General features: G+C 55.1%; 15 protein-coding genes. 11 read left to right on the forward strand and 4 right to left on the reverse strand.

Features of this window, described 5'->3' with window-relative positions:
- The first annotated feature begins 239 nt into the window (after positions 1–239).
- The 4 genes from flgF (at position 240) to TPRIMZ1_RS18120 (ending at position 3384) form a co-directional block, all read left to right on the forward strand.
- The gene (flgF, locus tag TPRIMZ1_RS0100705) at positions 240–1091 is read left to right on the forward strand and encodes a flagellar basal-body rod protein FlgF (protein ID WP_010253216.1); all 852 of its coding nucleotides are present in this window, start codon (positions 240–242) and stop codon (positions 1089–1091) included.
- Between the two features lie 14 nt (positions 1092–1105).
- Positions 1106–1903, forward strand: coding sequence for a flagellar basal-body rod protein FlgG (gene flgG / locus TPRIMZ1_RS0100710; RefSeq protein WP_010253219.1), 798 nt, complete (start codon positions 1106–1108; stop codon positions 1901–1903).
- Between the two features lie 12 nt (positions 1904–1915).
- Positions 1916–2479 carry a rod-binding protein gene (locus tag TPRIMZ1_RS0100715; RefSeq protein ID WP_010253222.1) on the forward strand — a complete coding sequence of 188 codons (564 nt, stop codon included), beginning with the start codon at positions 1916–1918 and terminating at the stop codon, positions 2477–2479.
- Between the two features lie 80 nt (positions 2480–2559).
- Positions 2560–3384 (forward strand): Rpn family recombination-promoting nuclease/putative transposase, encoded by an 825-nt coding sequence (locus TPRIMZ1_RS18120; protein WP_010253225.1) that lies wholly within the window; start codon positions 2560–2562, stop codon positions 3382–3384.
- On the opposite strand, the gene TPRIMZ1_RS0100725 is transcribed toward TPRIMZ1_RS18120, so the two are convergent.
- Entirely contained in the window at positions 3332–4687 is a 1356-nt protein-coding gene (locus TPRIMZ1_RS0100725; RefSeq protein ID WP_010253227.1) for an MATE family efflux transporter, read from the reverse strand. The two genes, TPRIMZ1_RS18120 and TPRIMZ1_RS0100725, sit on opposite strands and share 53 nt — an antisense overlap.
- Before the next feature lie 33 nt (positions 4688–4720).
- Positions 4721–5401, reverse strand: coding sequence for a CPBP family intramembrane glutamic endopeptidase (locus TPRIMZ1_RS0100730; RefSeq protein WP_010253230.1), 681 nt, complete (start codon positions 5399–5401; stop codon positions 4721–4723).
- A gap of 52 nt (positions 5402–5453) precedes the next feature.
- On the opposite strand from TPRIMZ1_RS0100730, the gene TPRIMZ1_RS0100735 reads away from it, so the two are divergent.
- From TPRIMZ1_RS0100735 to TPRIMZ1_RS0100765, 7 genes are all read left to right on the forward strand, one after another.
- Positions 5454–6473, forward strand: coding sequence for a PilZ domain-containing protein (locus tag TPRIMZ1_RS0100735; RefSeq protein WP_010253233.1), 1020 nt, complete (start codon positions 5454–5456; stop codon positions 6471–6473).
- A 106-nt stretch (positions 6474–6579) separates the two neighbouring features.
- Positions 6580–8013 carry a ComEC/Rec2 family competence protein gene (locus TPRIMZ1_RS0100740; protein WP_010253236.1) on the forward strand — a complete coding sequence of 478 codons (1434 nt, stop codon included), beginning with the start codon at positions 6580–6582 and terminating at the stop codon, positions 8011–8013.
- The gene (rsmA, locus tag TPRIMZ1_RS0100745) at positions 7997–8899 is read left to right on the forward strand and encodes a 16S rRNA (adenine(1518)-N(6)/adenine(1519)-N(6))-dimethyltransferase RsmA (protein ID WP_010253239.1); all 903 of its coding nucleotides are present in this window, start codon (positions 7997–7999) and stop codon (positions 8897–8899) included. The genes TPRIMZ1_RS0100740 and rsmA overlap by 17 nt, the downstream gene beginning before the upstream one ends.
- A gap of 8 nt (positions 8900–8907) precedes the next feature.
- Positions 8908–9606 carry a YggS family pyridoxal phosphate-dependent enzyme gene (locus TPRIMZ1_RS0100750; protein ID WP_010253241.1) on the forward strand — a complete coding sequence of 233 codons (699 nt, stop codon included), beginning with the start codon at positions 8908–8910 and terminating at the stop codon, positions 9604–9606.
- The gene (locus TPRIMZ1_RS0100755) at positions 9603–10127 is read left to right on the forward strand and encodes a hypothetical protein (protein WP_010253245.1); all 525 of its coding nucleotides are present in this window, start codon (positions 9603–9605) and stop codon (positions 10125–10127) included. Before TPRIMZ1_RS0100750 ends, TPRIMZ1_RS0100755 begins: the two co-directional genes overlap by 4 nt.
- Positions 10127–11056, forward strand: a complete 930-nt coding sequence (locus TPRIMZ1_RS0100760; RefSeq protein WP_010253247.1) for an RluA family pseudouridine synthase — start codon at positions 10127–10129, stop codon at positions 11054–11056. The genes TPRIMZ1_RS0100755 and TPRIMZ1_RS0100760 overlap by 1 nt, the downstream gene beginning before the upstream one ends.
- 361 nt (positions 11057–11417) lie before the next feature.
- Positions 11418–12941, forward strand: a complete 1524-nt coding sequence (locus TPRIMZ1_RS0100765; RefSeq protein WP_010253250.1) for an InlB B-repeat-containing protein — start codon at positions 11418–11420, stop codon at positions 12939–12941.
- A 43-nt stretch (positions 12942–12984) separates the two neighbouring features.
- Here the strand turns inward: TPRIMZ1_RS0100765 and TPRIMZ1_RS0100770 are convergent, their stop codons facing one another.
- Together TPRIMZ1_RS0100770 and trkA are read right to left on the reverse strand one after the other, a co-directional pair.
- Positions 12985–14454 (reverse strand): TrkH family potassium uptake protein, encoded by a 1470-nt coding sequence (locus TPRIMZ1_RS0100770; protein WP_010253253.1) that lies wholly within the window; start codon positions 14452–14454, stop codon positions 12985–12987.
- An 8-nt stretch (positions 14455–14462) separates the two neighbouring features.
- Positions 14463–15944, reverse strand: a complete 1482-nt coding sequence (gene trkA / locus TPRIMZ1_RS0100775) for a Trk system potassium transporter TrkA (protein ID WP_010253256.1) — start codon at positions 15942–15944, stop codon at positions 14463–14465.
- Between the last annotated feature and the right edge of the window lie 104 nt (positions 15945–16048).

Consider the following 16048-nt stretch of genomic DNA (forward strand, 5'->3'; position numbering starts at 1 on the left):
TAGCCTTCCCCGTACCCTATGTATGGTACTGCCCAGGGAAATGCATTAGTGAAACTAACGTTTTTTGAGGTTATTGCAGAATATCCTCCCGAAAAACATCTGGGACCGGGCGGGGGGCGTTGCGGGGGTCTCCCCCGCTGAGGGGGCAGCGGAAGCCCATAGGGCTGGAGCGCGGGGGAGACTTCCCCCTGCTAATCTTTTATTTTCCTACGCCGATAAAGTTTATAGAGGGGTACAGTGTGATTAGAGGATGGTATACCGGGGCCAGCGGGATGCGGGCCCAGCAGTGGAAGCTCGATGCGGTGGCGAATAATCTGGCTAACGTGGAAGTGGACGGGTATAAGAAAGATACGGCGGTCCACAAGGCTTTTCCGGAACTGCTGATGCGCCGTATGGACGACGATGGGGTCTACCGGCATCCCTTTGGGTCCGCCGATGCGGCGCCGATTATCGGGAAGCTGGGTACCGGGGTGGAGCTGAACGAGCTGTACACCGACTTCCAGCAGGGGGCCATGAAGGAAACCCAGAGCGATTTCGATATTGCCCTGGATGGGAAGGGCTTTTTGGCGGTGATGACTCCCTGGGGCGAACGGTATACCCGGAACGGCTCCTTTGTTTTGGGCAAAGAGGGCTACCTGGAAACCAAGGAAGGCTACCCGGTGCTGGGTGAAAATGGGCCCCTGCGGGTGAAGGCGAATAACTTTCAGGTTGATAAAGAGGGCGGGGTCTGGATTAACGCCCGGTATGCCGACGATCCGGAGCTGATGGTGGGCCGGGAAAACAATACCTGGGACGAGACGGTGCTCCTGGATACCCTGAAGGTGGTGGACTTTGATCTGGACCGGTATCTGCAAAAGCAGGGGTCCAGCCTATATCAGGCAACCGATACCTCGGGAGAAGCGCAGGTTATGGAAATGAATGGGCGGCCCCGGGTGGTGCAGGGCTTTGTGGAGGCCTCCAACGTGGATCCGGTCCTGGAGATGGTCCAAATGATAGAGGTAAACCGCGCCTATGAGGCGAACCAAAAGGTGATTCAGAGCGAAGATTCCATGCTCGGCACCTTGATAAATCAAGTTGCAAAATTCGGTTAAAAAAGAGGTAACAGATGGTACGGAGTTTATGGACCGGCGCGTCCGGCATGATAGGCCAGCAGGCCAATATTGATACTATTTCTAACAACCTGGCGAACGTGAACACATCGGGCTTCAAAAAGGTCCGGGCGGATTTTGAGGATCTCCTCTACCAGACTACCAAGGTTGCGGGCACCCCCGCCACGGAGGACACGGTGGTTCCCGTGGGGGTCCAGATGGGCCACGGGGTTAAGCTCGCCGCCACCCAGCGGATGTTCACCCAGGGCAGTCTCCAGAGCACGGAGAATGTCTACGATATCGCTATCAACGGAGAGGGCTTCTTCCGCATCCAGATGTACGACGGTACCTACGGCTACACCCGGGACGGCGCCTTTAAGGTTGATGAGAACGGCCGATTGGTTACTTCCAACGGGTACTGGGTGCTCCCGGATATCGTGATGCCCGAGGGTTTCCTCCCCCAGACCATCACCGTCTCCCAGGACGGCAGGGTGGAAGTAAAGACCCCCGAGTCCGGCGACGATTCTGTCCAGGTGGGCCAGTTGGAACTCTACCGTTTCCCCAACCCCGTGGGTCTCACCTCGGTGGGTGAAAACCTCTTTAAGCTCAGTCAGGCTTCGGGGGAACCTATCCCCGGTCAGCCCGGCTACGACGGTATGGGTAAGCTGGTTCACAAGTTCCTGGAAATGTCCAACGTATCGGTGGTGCGGGAAATGGTGGACCTCATCGTGGCCCAGCGCGCCTACGAGTTCAACTCTAAAACTATTCAGACCAGCGATAACATGCTCGGCACTGCAACGAGCCTGAAACGGTAACGGAGAACATAGATGGATGTCCAAGCCCTGGGAGCCCAGTACTTAAATAACACCCGGTTCGCTTCGCCCTTCGCGGGGCTTACCGGGGGAACCCAGTCCGGTCTTTCCGCTTCGTCATCGACCGGGGCGGAGAGCGGGGGCAATGGCGCCTTCGCGGCTCTCCTGGAAAGCGCCAAGATGGACCAGATTCTGAGCTCCGTCCCCAAGCTGCCCGGCAATGCCGATGGGGAGGGCGCTGAAAGTACTGAGCCTAAGGTGAACCGCGTCGGGGACAGCGCTGCGCCTGAAACCGAGAGGATCCCCTTCTCAAACCGCAAACCCATAATAGACAAGAGTGGCAAGCTCTACGAACAGTGTCTGGCGCTGGAAACTTTTCTGACGAAGACCCTCATTTCCGGTATGCGGAGCACGGTCCAGAAGACCGGCCTGATTGACGACAGCTTTGCGGGGAAGATGTACGAGGATATGCTCTACGACGAATACGCTAAGACCTACACGGAGAACGCAAACTTCGGCTTGGCGGACCTGGCCTACCTGGAACTTACGGGACAGCGGGGAAAGGTTATTGCGCGATAGAGAACCGAAAAAATCAATAATTTTTCCTTCTAAGTAAAGCAAAATAGATACCAGCCGCCTATATGGGGCGGAGGTAGTCTATGACGAAAAGATTCTACACGCCCTTATTCGACTTTATCTTCAAACTTATTTTTGGGGACCAGCGGAACATCGCTGTTCTAACCGCGCTCCTCGCCGCCGCCCTGGATCTGCCGGAGGTGGAATTTGATCATCTGACCATCATTGACCCCTTCCTAAAACGAGAGTTTGAGGGTGACAAGATGGGTATCCTCGATGTAAAGGTCCACACCCAATCGGGCGCGGTGATCAATGTGGAAATGCAGGTCGAAACCAACCAGGAATTACGGAAACGCATTGTCATTTCGACCGCCAAGATGCTCACCGAACAGATCAAGCGGTGGGACGAGTACAATCAGGCTGAACGGGTGGTCAGTATCGTAATTTGCGGGGGCATATTGATTCCTGAGGAGGCAGGTTACTATAATAGGTATAGTATCCGCAATGCGCAGTCCGGCGCTGAGTTTACGGATCTAATAGAAATTAATGTTCTGGAATTGGGGAAATTGCCCAAGGAATCGGATGGTGGACGTTTGTTCAACTGGGGGCAGTTTTTCAAAGCCCAAAACCCGGAGGAGTTGGCCATGATAGCGGAAAAAGATCCGGCGATTAAGCAAGCGGTTGCGTTGGTGATGGAACTAAACGATGACGAGCGGGCCAGGCTGATAGCCGATGCCCAGTGGAAACAGCGTATGGACCAGGCGGGCCGGGAACGACAAAGCTATAGGGAAGGCACGGAAGAAGGCCGGAACGAGGTTTTGGAACTCATGGAACAGGGTTTTACCTTGGAACAGATTAAGGAAAAGCTTTCCGGCGGCCGGTGGCCTCCGAAATCCTATACCAAATAAAAAGACCGGCGCACCGTAACACGTCTCCGGCGGCAACACCTGCCCAAGCGCCATAAATGCCGAGGGAGCTTCGGGAGAGCGTAAACGCCAAAACCGGTTTCATCACATTGGATGCGATGCTCACCACCGAAGGCGGGATGGTTTTGCCCTTGCCTTTAAAGGTTCCCGATAAAACCGCTTCAATGTTCATGGGTATCTGCGCTACCGCAAAAATCCAAAGGTACTGTTTGCCCAGTTCCGCAATTTCCGGGTTGGGCAGAAATAGTAAGAAAGCATATTTCCCCGCGGTAAGGAAAAAAACGACAATCAATGTGCCCCAGGCTGCCATCATCCCAAGGGAAAGTTTTACCGCCCGGGCAATGCGCTCAGTTTTTCCCGCGCCGTAATTCTGCCCGACAAAGGCGACCAGGGCGGAACCAAAACCGCCGCCGATGAGCCATGACAGCGATTCTATCTGGCTGCCGATTTTTCCGACGGCAAACACCGCAGGGCCAAACCTCGCCTCTATCCGTTGGCTCAGCATGGACAAAAAACAGAAAAACAAACTTTCAAGGCCAATGGGGACCGACCATTTGAGTATCCGTGCTATTTTTTTCCTGTCCGGTTTGAAACGGAAACGGAAGGTGTCAAAGGGACGACTTTTAAACCGCTTAATGGCAATAAGCATAAGGACACAAACCAGGCTTTGCGCAAAGATGGTGGCATAGGCTGCACCGCGTATGCCCAGACCAAGGGTCAATATGCACAGCGGGTCAAGCACAACGTTGCAGGCTAAACCGATGCTGTTGATCACAAAGGGCACCCGGGAATTGCCCGCCGCATTAAATGCGCCGCTCAGGACACCGGAAATAAAGGCGGGAATGATGCCGAAACCCACAATGCGCAGGTACGCCGCCGCATCGTCCAATACTACGGCCTCTCCAATGGGAAAAAACGACGCCAGTAGTTTTGGAATAAAAATAAAAGCGCCGCCGCAAAAGACGCCCAACAAGAAATTGATAAGCAGGGCATTCCGCAAAAAATCAATGGCGCCGTTTTTGTCCCCCCTGCCAAGGCTTTGGGCAACCCCTATTTCCGCACCCATGCGCCCGATAAGGAGAAAGCCCATGGAAAGCCACATGTACATCCCCGCAGCCCCGCTGGCCGCAACCGAAAAACTCCCCAGCCTGCCCAGCCAAAACATATCGGTTAGGTTATAGGCCATTTGGAGAAATTGGGTTCCCATAATAGGAGCCGCCACCAGGATGATTTTTTTAACGATGCTTCCTTCGGTAAGGTCGAAGCTGCCCTTGAAGTTCTCCATGGATGATTTAACCGATAGTCATGGTATCAGAATTCATCCGCCTGTGATACCCGCCATGACATACACAAAAATATTGTAGGCGCCGTGGGCCCAGGCTATGCCATGGAGGCTTCGACGGCGGGAAAATATAAAGAAAAGCAGTAATCCTGCGAGAAGGGCGTTCAGGGCGCCCAGGGGGCCTTCGTAGACATGACAGAGGGCAAAAAGGATGCTTGAAACGATCATGGCCTTTACCGGACCGATGCCGCCCTGCTTGAACCGGGTGAACAGGTAAAACCGGAAGTAGCTTTCCTCCAGATAGCCGGTGCTGAGGCAGGAGAGGATCATAACCAGAAAGGCAGCCAATCCTTGGGGAACGCCGATGTCGGGGGCCGAGACAGGGGCCGGGAAAAGCGTACCCGCCAGGGAAACCAGGGCGCCCAGGACCAGGAGACAGGGAAGGGCAAAAAAGACGGTGACCAGGTCCCGGGGGCGGGGACGGAGATCGGAAAGGGACGAAAATAGACGGCCGGTATGGAGGAGCAGATACCAAATAAGGGCCAGGGAAGAGATGTTATAGGTAAAAATGCGGGCAAGTTCCTGGTTTATCGAAAAAGCGTAGGCCGCGGTATCGGGGGAAGAAAAGACCCAGGAAGGGAGGAAGAGGACCCAATAGAGGATGAAAGGTTCAATATATGCGGCTGCGTTATACGTTCCCCACGCTCCTTTTGACATGTCTGCCCGGCTCCTGTATAGTGTATTGTAATTAAAACAGGGGAAATGGGAAATGGGTTTATACATACTAATGGGCATAGTGCCGGTTTTGGCTATCCTGGTACTTATTCTGCATCGCCCTCAGGAGGCAAAAAAGGGATCCCGGAGATCGCGAACACAGTTTTACGGCAAGGGAAAGGCGGCGGGATTTTCTTTTAAGGAGATCAATATCCTCAAGAATATTGCTATCCAAGCCATGATGGGGGATTATACCCTCCTTTTTCAGTCCCCGGCGCAAATGGATACGTGTATCCGTACCCTGGCACGGACCATGCGGGTTAGTGGGGATGAGGACCCGGCAAAACAGGATTTCCTGGCAAGGCTCTATGAATACCGGAAAAAAATCGAAATGGAGGGAACAAAACAGGGGATCACCAGTTCCCGGGAAATATCGGAAGGTCAGAATTTACGGATAGTGATCAACAATTCTGCGATGTACCAGGCCAGGGTTATAAGAAACAGTTACCAATATATCCTTATAACCCGGCCTGCCAATCCGAAGATAAGGACCTCCATCTCCTGGACAGGGCAGAAGCTTTCCATCTATTTCTGGAAGGAAGGGGATGCGGGATACGTGTTTGACTGCGATGTGCTGGATGAAGTATTTACCAATGGCACCATGGCGCTCCAGATAAGCCATTCCGATTCCCTTTTCAGAACCCAAAAAAGAAAATCCATCCGGCTAAAGACCCATAAATCATCCTTTCTCTACATTCTTAACGGTAAGGAGGGCTCCCATAAGCTCGAGACAGTGCCGGGACTGAAGTGTATTGTGGAGGATCTTTCCGATACGGGCTGCTCGGTAACCATTGGCGGGAAGGCGAACAAGGGTATGCGGGTTAAACTCCAGTTTGTGCTCGATAAAAAGGCATCAAGCATGAGCGGTACCGTCCGGTCCGTGGAGTATAACGACGAAACCAACCGTTCCCTACTCCACATTGAGGCGGACCCCCTGAAACAGGAACTGAAAAACTCCATATTTGGAGAGGTGTTCGGTATGAATCCGGGGGACGATAATTTTCTTTCCAAGTAAAGCAAAATACTCCAGGGAAGCATACAAGGGGCAGGAGTGATCTATTAAAACTAAATTAACACCCGTTCTTTGGGCTTCCCTGGGGGCTGCCCTAAGCTATTACACTTTGCCGGGAATCCGGGACCCCTTCCGTGCCCGCTTCATCCTTGGCCTGTCGATTTTTCTCATCGCCCTGGTCTCCCTCAGCCGGGTCTTAGCTCAGGCTGGGATCCAGCGCCGGCTTCTCGCCCTTAGCGCGGGGCTCATCCTGGGGATTGCCGCCGCCGCCTCCCTGGAGGGCCCTCCGCAGCTGGGGCTGCCCGGGGAAGCGGTTCGGGGTATCAGCGGCGTTATGGGGGAGGATCCCCGGGAATCAAGCGGCGGCCAAGGCGCCCGTAGGGCGGCAGGGATGGGTTACCTTGAACTACGGGGCGTTACCGGCGCCGGGGGACTACGCGCCACCGCCCGGGGCCGGGTTCTGGTCTTTTTCCCCCCCGAAGCCCTGCCCCGTTTACGGGAATTCGGCCGGGGCGCCGAGGTCCTTGTGGAGGGGGCTTTCGCCGGGGGGACCGGCGGCTTTAACGGAGCTTCGCCCATGTTCCGGGCAAAGGCGGTTCACATCGTAGGGCCCGCTCCGGCCTGGGAACAGCTGCGTACCGGGATACGGCTGGCCATCCTGGATAAACTGAAACCCCATATATGGGGCGGCTTGGGCGCCGCGCTGCTGCTGGGGGTGAAGGATAACCTGGATAGCGAACTTGCAAAGAAGTACCAATTTGCGGGATGCTCCCATGTATTGGCCCTATCGGGGATGCACCTGGCCATAGTCGCGGCCATCACCGCCTTCTTCCTCCGTAAACCCCTGGGGCTCAAGCTATCGTCTATCACCGGAGCGGCTTTTATCCTGCTCTATGTAGCCCTCATCGGCGCCCAGCCCTCCCTGGAGCGGGCCGCCATCATGTATCTCCTTGGGGCGGCGGTGGTCCTGGGCTTCCTTCCCCGACAACCGCGGACCAGCGGTCCAATATCCTTGCTCGCCATGGCCTTCCTGATCCAGATTGTCCTCCGGCCTTCCTCTGGTACCAGCCTCTCTTTCATCCTGTCCTACCTGGCCCTGGCGGGGATACTTACGGTGGGTGAATTCTTCCACGGAATCCTCCGGGGGAGGCTGCCGGAATTACTGGCCTCGCCCCTGGCTGCATCCCTGGGGGCATACCTGGCAACCGCCGCGGTGGTTGCCGCCGGCTTCGGCATAATCAGGCCGGTGGGGCTGCTGGCGGGGCTTGTCATCGTTCCCCTTACCACCGTATTTATGGTAGGTGCCATGGCTGCCCTGGCCCTCAGCTTCATCTCCCCTTTTCTCACCGGGATTGCCGGTATGGGGCTCACCCTGTTCTATTCCCTTTTGGACCATACGGTCACCCTGGCCGCCCGGGTCCCCGGCCTTGCCGCAAACGGCTGGGGGCGGGAACTTTTCCTGTCCTTCCTGGTTGTCGTCCTCTGCATCTTCCCGGGGCGTCCCTATAGCATAAGGAGACAAAGCCTTGCCCCCTTCAATTAATTACGATTCCCCCCAGGCGCTCCGTTCCTATCTGGACGGAAAGGGCCTGGGGATGCGCAAACAATTCGGCCAGAATTTTCTTATAAACGGCGACGCCCGGCGCAGGCTCCTGGACGCCCTGGAACTGCAGCCCGGGGAACGGGTCTGGGAAGTGGGTCCCGGCTTAGGGGCCATGACCATAGGGCTCCTGGAACGGGGCGCCCTGGTCAGCGCCTTTGAGATTGACCGGGGCTTCATCACCGCCTTGGAGGAATTTTTCGGCGATAATCCCGGTTTCACCCTGATCCCCGGGGATGCGCTCAAGACCTGGCCCGCAGTCTGGGCCAATACGGGGAACCCTGGATATTTTCTGGGAAACCTCCCCTACAACATCGCCGCAACCCTCCTTGCCGACTTTATCGAGAAAAACTGTTTTTTTAAGCGTATGGTGGTCACCGTCCAGCGGGAGGTTGCCCGGCGCATGGCGGCCAAACCGGGATCCGCGGACTACTCATCCCTTTCGGTACTCTGCGCCTCCGTCTATACCGTCCATCCCCTGATGGTCCTCAAGGGCGCCTCCTTCTACCCCGCTCCAAAGGTCGATTCCCAGGGTCTCCGTTTAGAGCTCCGTAGGGATATCGATCCCGCCGCCTATCCTCCTTGTTTTAGGCCCCTGGTACGCAGCCTGTTTTCCGCCCGGCGAAAAACGGTTAAAAACAACCTGCAAAGTTTTCTCCATTCCGGTATACTCCATAAGGAGGGGCCGCATTTTGCAGCGAAAGGGCAGGACCTGAGTCCGGAGCTGCTTGAAAAGGCCGGTATAGATCCCAATGAACGGGCGGAAAACCTGGGGATAAGCGAATTTTTAGCCCTGGCCAGGGAGCTGGAAAATTTGGGGGAACACTAAGGGTAAGCATGGGAATTTCAGAGGCGGTTGAAACTATACAGGAACGCATAGACAGGGCTTGCGTACGGTCGGGCAGGAAACCGGAGGATGTACGCCTTATGGGGGTGTCGAAATTTCACGGGTTACCTGCTATCGAAGAAGCCTGGAGCGCCGGAATTCGTCTGTTTGGGGAGAGTCGGGTTCAGGAGGCGGTTTCAAAATTTCCGGATTTTAAGGCCGCTCACCCGGGGACGGAGATCCACATGATAGGTTCCCTCCAGCGCAATAAGGCCAAGATCGCTGCCGGCGATTTTTTCGACGCAGTCCAGTCCGTGGACCGGGACGAACTTATCACCACCCTTGGAGCCTTGACGGGGGACCGGAAAAATCCTTTAATAATCCTGTTAGAATATCACACCGCCGAGGACTCCAAATCCGGGTACCCCGATTTGGACAGCCTGTTCCGGGCTGCGGAAAGGGCTCTGGAATTTCCGGGTCTCGCGCTCCGGGGGCTTATGACCATGGCCCCCCTTACGGGGGAAGAAGCCCCTATCCGGGCCTCCTTTAAGGCCGTGGTTTCCGCCCGGGATGCATTGGCTATTCGTTTTCCCGCCAATGACTGGTCCTGCCTTTCCATGGGCATGTCCGGGGATTTTGAGATTGCCATAGAGGAGGGTTCCACCCTGATCAGAATAGGAACCGCCATATTCGGAGAGCGGAATCCATGATCCCCCCAAAAGCTCTTTCAATCGTTTTACTTTTCATCATCCTCTGTACCCAGGGCCTCCCCGCGCAAGCGGTATCCACAAAGGAAGCCGTTTCTTCAAACAAATACGAAAAGGAAAAACCCGAATTCCCCCGCTGGGTCCGGGATCTCCGGCGGGCGGAAATTATTGCCTTCGGATCCTTTCCCTTCATGATGTTTCTCAGCAACTTTTCGGTAGATAGCTACCGCGCCTCCAACCATGATTGGGACAGCCGGTATATGCCCTGGCCATTTAAAGGCGCCGGCGCCGTTGACATGACCACCGATGAACACGTACTAACCCTTAGCGCCGCCATAGTCGGTTCCCTGGCAATTGCCCTGGCGGATCATCTGATTTTCCGGTTTAAACGGGAAAAGGCAGAACGGCGGGAGCAGCAACTGCCCGAGGGAGATCTGATCATACTCCGCAAACCCTGGCCCCTTGAAGATACCCCGGCCGGCGGCGAAGCGGCATCCCCGGATAAGGCCCCCAGTACCCCCTGATGCCCGATTATTCCTGTACCGTGAAGGACGGTTTAAGCGAGGAACTCCAACCAGGAGCCCCAGGACTCCGGCTTGACCGTTACGTAGCGGAGGAACTCAAACTCCTCACCCGTTCCCAGCTTAAAACGAAGCTGCTCAGCGCACGGCTAAACGGAAAGCCGGTTAAGCTATCCCGGCCCGTAAAGCCCGGGGATCTGCTGGAACTTTCCTGGGCGGAACCGCCGCCCTTGAACCTCATCCCCGAAGATATTCCCCTTACCATATTGTACGAAGATGAGCGGGTGGTGGTGATCGACAAAGCCCAGGGTATGGTGGTCCACCCCGGCGCAGGGAACCGTACCGGTACCATGGCCAACGCCCTGCTCTTCCGCCATTATAGCCTTGCGGGCGCCGGCTTTCGCCCGGGCATAGTTCACCGCCTGGACAAGGACACCTCCGGGGTGATCATCGCCGCCTACGATGATGAGGCCCTGGCGTTTCTGGCGGACCAGTTCAAAGAACGGCGCGTAAAAAAAACCTACGGGGCCATAGTCCTGGGAACCCCCCGGGAAAAAGCGGGGATCATCGAAACCCGGATAGTCCGTGACAGCCGGGATCGCAAACGCTTCACCGTTTCCCCGGACCGGGGTAAACCCGCCCTAACCCGCTACCGGGTGATCCGTTCCTGGGGCGCCTACTCGCTGCTCCTCCTCCAGCCCCGGACCGGCCGCACCCACCAACTCCGGGTCCACCTCCGCCACCTGGGCCACCCCATCCTCGGCGACCCCATCTACGGCGCTCCGGTAATTTCAACGCAGGACAAACGCTTCCTCCACGCCACACTGATGCTGCACGCACGGACCCTCGCAATAACGCTGCCGGGACAGGATACGCCGAGTATTTTTAAAGCGCCGCTGCCGGAACGGTTCCGGGAGTTTATCCGGGGTTAGTACTGAGTATTTTTATACGTTTATAGTTTTTTTGCTCCCACTGTTAATAATTATACAATTTTTTAGAAAATAACAAATAAACTCCGTTGTAAAAAATCAGTAAATTTATTTTTATTTTTATTGTTGATTATTTTAGTTATGATTAGTACATTTACTATACACTTATCAGGTATCTATTTTAGTATTCCTGTTGATAGCAAGTAAACATGGCTTTTGTATCATCCTACACCAGTTAAAGGGCTTGACAAAGAATCTGTTTTTTCCATTCGACAAAAAATATTGAAATATATATCAAATCTATTTTAGGTGTAAGAGTCCGGTTACAAAAGAAATCATTTTCCGGATTTTACAAGAGGTTTATATGACTGTTATTATGAAGCATCAATGGATTTTTCCAATCCTTTGCGTTCTGAGTATGGGGTTCTGGGCATGTTCTTCGCCCACTTCCTCTTCCGACCCTTCCAACCCGACGGATCCTTTAGGCCCGGGGAATTCTTCCCATTCTACAGATCCTTCCCATCCGGCGGATCCTTCCGACCCTTCCAACCCCGGCAAACCGGGGATCTACTATTATGGCAATGGTAACACCTGGGGCACCGCTCTGGTATCAGAAAGTTACGATAATAGTGACAGCGATACTGTTGCTATACGGGATCGCGGTGATCTGTACCGGGTCGGCTATCATTTCGCAGGATGGAATACCAATCCCGATGGAACCGGCGATAATTTTGAGGCAGGTTCAACCATAACTAAGGATGGAAAAGCAACAAAGTTGTATGCTGCCTGGGAAAAGGTTTTCCCCCTTATCTCGGCCGGAGACGGGTTTTCTACGCTGATAACCAGGGATGGAAAACTCTATTCCTCCGGGGGTAACGGTAATGGGGAGCTCGGAAACGGTACCACGGGTATGCGATGGCATTTTGGACCCGTGGGCGGAGACATTTCCGGCGGCGGCGTAAAAGGTGTCGCATCCGGCGGAGATCATTCCTTTGCAATTTTAAATAATGGAAACATTGCAGGCTGGGGAGCGGGAGAATTAGGAAAATTAGGGAATAATACGGCGACAGGGTTTTTTTGCACCCCAATCCGCCCCACGTATACCAGCGCCTTATCTAAGATAACAGCCGTATCCGCCGGCAGAATCCAAACCGCCATTCTCACTGATAACGGTGAATATTGGGCAACGGGCAGCCGGTGTTTTGGCGCCCTGGGGAATGGCAACGGCGAAGAACAGCTTACGTTTAAGAAAATCGGGGATAGTATCCGCTCCGTATCTGCGGGTGAGAGCTATGTGATGGCTGTTAAAAATGACGGAACCCTGTACACCGCCGGCTTCGGCGAACATGGGCGAACGGGTACTACTGCGGACACAACAGAGAAACTGACCTTGAATACAGAGGCCGGCGGCGATAACGCCATGGTCTTTTCCGGAAAGTTGAATCATACCATGCTCCTGAAAAATGACGGCCGTCTTTTCGCCGTAGGAAACAATGCCCTTGGACAGTTAGGCGTGGGGAATACCCAGGATCAGCAATCCTTTAAACCCGTTATTAATTCTACCGGGGAAGTCCTGTCCAACGTAGCTTTTGTGGCCCTGGGGGAAGCTCATTCCATGATTTTAGAAAATGACGGAACCCTCTGGGCTGCGGGGAATAACAACGACTGGCGGCTCGGTATAAAAGGAGACGCGGTACAAGACAAGGCTGTTAAGGTTATGGACAAGGTAGCCCATGTAGCAGCCGGATACAACCACACCCTGGTGGTAACCGAAGATGGCAAGCTTTGGGCCTCAGGCTCAAATGCACATGGCCAATTCGGCGGGGATCCCGTAAAACCGGTACGATACAACGCCTGGATTGAAATAGACATTTCTTCACTGCGCTAATATGTATGGGCTGTCCGGGAATACTTCCGGGCAGCTTTTTTCCCTACCGTCTCCAATACTCCGGCGTAAACAGTACCAGTACGGTCCACAGTTCAAGCCGCCCGGCGATCATGGCGAAGGAATAGAACCATTTGAGGTAATCCGGGAATGGGCTGAAATTGCGGCCCGGTCCTATGGCGCCGAACCCGGTTCCAATATTACCCAGCACCGCCACAGCGGTACTAAACGCAGAAAGGATGTCCATGCCGGAAACGGCGCCTGCCAGGGTAGTAAGGACGATCACCGCAGCGTAGAGGAAGACGAAACCCGCTACCCCGTAGACCACGTCCTTGCGGCCCACCTTTTTGTTTAGCTGAATACCGAATACCCCCTGGGGATAGAGGATGCGCCGCAGTTCGTTGCCGGTTTGTTTCCAGAGTACCACATGGCGGATCACCTTGATGCCCCCGGCGGTGGAGGCTGAACAGCCGCCGACGAACATGAGACAGAAGAGAATGCCCTGGGTAACGGCAGGCCAGAGGGTATAATCGGTAATAACCGAACCGGTGGTGGACAGGACCGATGCGGTCTGAAAGGCGCCGTAACGGAGGGCGGAACCTACCGAACCGTAGAAGGGAACCAGACTTATGGTTACCGCTGCTGCGGCTATAATAAAGATGAGCAGATAAGCCCGGCCTTCAGTATTGTTGATGACGTCCTTGAACTTTCCCCGGAGAAGACGGTAGTAAAGATTGAAATTAAGCCCCGCCAGGAGCATAAATACTATGGATACGATGTCGATAAAAGCCGAGTTATACCAGGAAAGGCCGGCGTTCTTAGTACTGATACCACCGGACGCCATGGTAGTAAAGCCGTGGCAGATGGCATCAAGCCAATCCATGCCTCCCAGCCGAAAGAGTATCGCCAGTACCGCGGTGAGGGCGCAGTAGCTGACCCAGAGCAGCTTGGCGGTATCGGTGATCCTGGGGGTGATCCGCTCCTTATCCGCCCCGGGGGCCTCCGCTTTGACAAGCTGGAAGCTGCCGACCCCCAGCAGGGGCATGAGCGCCACGGTGAGCAGAACTATCCCCATGCCGCCAATCCAGTGGCTCATACTCCGCCACAGGAGGAGCGACTTGGGCAGGGCCTCAACATTAGTAATGGTGGTAGCCCCGGTGGTGGCAAAACCACAGGCGCTTTCAAAAAAGGCATCGGTAAAACTGAAACCATGGCCGGAAAGGTAGAAAGGCATGGTCCCCAGGAGACTCATCAAAACCCAGATGAGGAAGACCAGGAGGAAACCGTCCCGGGGCCTGAACCGGGGACGATCCCTACGGAACGAAAAAAAGGCCGGCAGGGCCGCTGCAATGACGATTCCCGCGGGAATGCCTATGGCCAAAACCATGCTCCCCTCACCGCTTACCACGGCCAGCGCCAGGGGGATAAGCATGACCGCCGCCACCATACCAAGGAATATTATTAGGATGCGCCACTTGCAACGCAGTTCCCCGCGCAGTAAAACGAAGGACCGCATGACTCAGCTCACCTCCCCTGGAAGGAACCGAAAAACTGTTCCAGTTCCGTTTCACTGCCATCTTTGGCGATCAGGATGATCCGGTCGCCGCTCTTGAAGATATAGTCGCCCCGGGGAATAAAAGAGCTGCGGTCCCCAGGTCCGGCCCCGCGGTTCACCAGCATTACCAGGGCGCCGCCTGAAAGGTTTAGCTCGGCGATCCCCTTCTCCGCAGCAGGAGTGTCGGGACCCAATTCAATCTCGAAAACGTTGATGTCCCCGTTGCCAAGGCGGTGGACGGCGGTAACCCCCTCGCCCATGAGGTGGGACAGAATGGAATCAACCACCACCGACTTCATGGGGATCACCACATCCACCCCAAGCTGCCGGGCAATAGCCGCGTACCCGGAACCGGTTACCATGGCTATTGCCCGGTGGACTCCCCGGGACTTCAGGTAAAGGGCGGCAATCATGTTCAGTTCCTGATCCTCCGTGGCGGTTATGATCAGGTCCAGGTCGTCGATCCGTTCTTCGGCAACAAAACTTTCGTCGGAAATATCTTCATTGAGGACCAGCGCCTCGGGGTAGCGGGCGGCAAGATCCTTACAGAGATTGTAATCCTTTTCAATGATAGTCACCTGCCGGCCGGACCGGGGAATCATGGTCTTCAAAAAAGAAATCAGAGAACCCTTATGCTGCTGCTTTTCCCCCAGAAGACCCTCCGCAACGAGGGCCCCTACCCGGCTGCCACCGACTATACCTATTTTTCGCAGCGCCCGTTCCGAACGTCCCGCCAGTTTAAAGATATGGTCCAGGTCCTGTTCCTTAGCGAGGATGTGGACCCGGTCTCCCACGCTGAGGATCGTGGAACCCCGGGGCAGGAGGGTTTCATCCCGGCGTTCCACCAGGGTCACCAGGCTGTCCTCCTTTACCAGGCTACGGAAGTCCTTCATGGCCAGGCCGTCGAACCCGCTTCCGCCGGTGATCTCCACGGAACCCAGTTCGTAGGGGGTATCCGCAAACACCAGGATATCCCCCATGGCGCCGTGTTCAACCGCGTTCAGTACAGACCGGGCCGCCTCTACATCGGGATGCACGAAATAATCTATCCCCAGGATAGCGCGGTCTTCCAGGTACCGGTTTTCCCCGGCGTTGAGCTTGATATAATCGTCGTTCCGTACCCGGGCGATCTTGAGCAGCTTGGGATACCGGGACGCGGCAAGCCCGCAGGTGATCATGTTCACCTCGTCGGAGTCGGTAACGCAGACCAGGGCGTCCGCCTTGGCAAGCCCCGCTTCTTCCAGGGCAGAAAGGCTGTTTCCCCCGTCGTGGATGACCAGACAGTCCAGCCTGTTGGATGCATGACGGGCCCGCTCTTCGTTAGCCTCAATCAGGGAGACATCGTGCTTTTCCAGGACGAGATGCCGGGCCAGCTGGGTTCCCACCATTCCCGCCCCGACGATAACTATACGCATGGTAGTAGTATATGAAAAAAAGCGGGGGATTTCCACGGACTCCTAATGCATTTTATACAGCGGCGTCATATACGGGGTGCAGGGGTAGTCGGATCGCAGTTTGCGGGAATACACCCCGTATGGTATACTAAATCTTAATG

This window comes from Treponema primitia ZAS-1 (assembly GCF_000297095.1).
GTDB classification, from domain to species: Bacteria; Spirochaetota; Spirochaetia; order Treponematales; family Breznakiellaceae; genus Termitinema; species Termitinema primitia_A.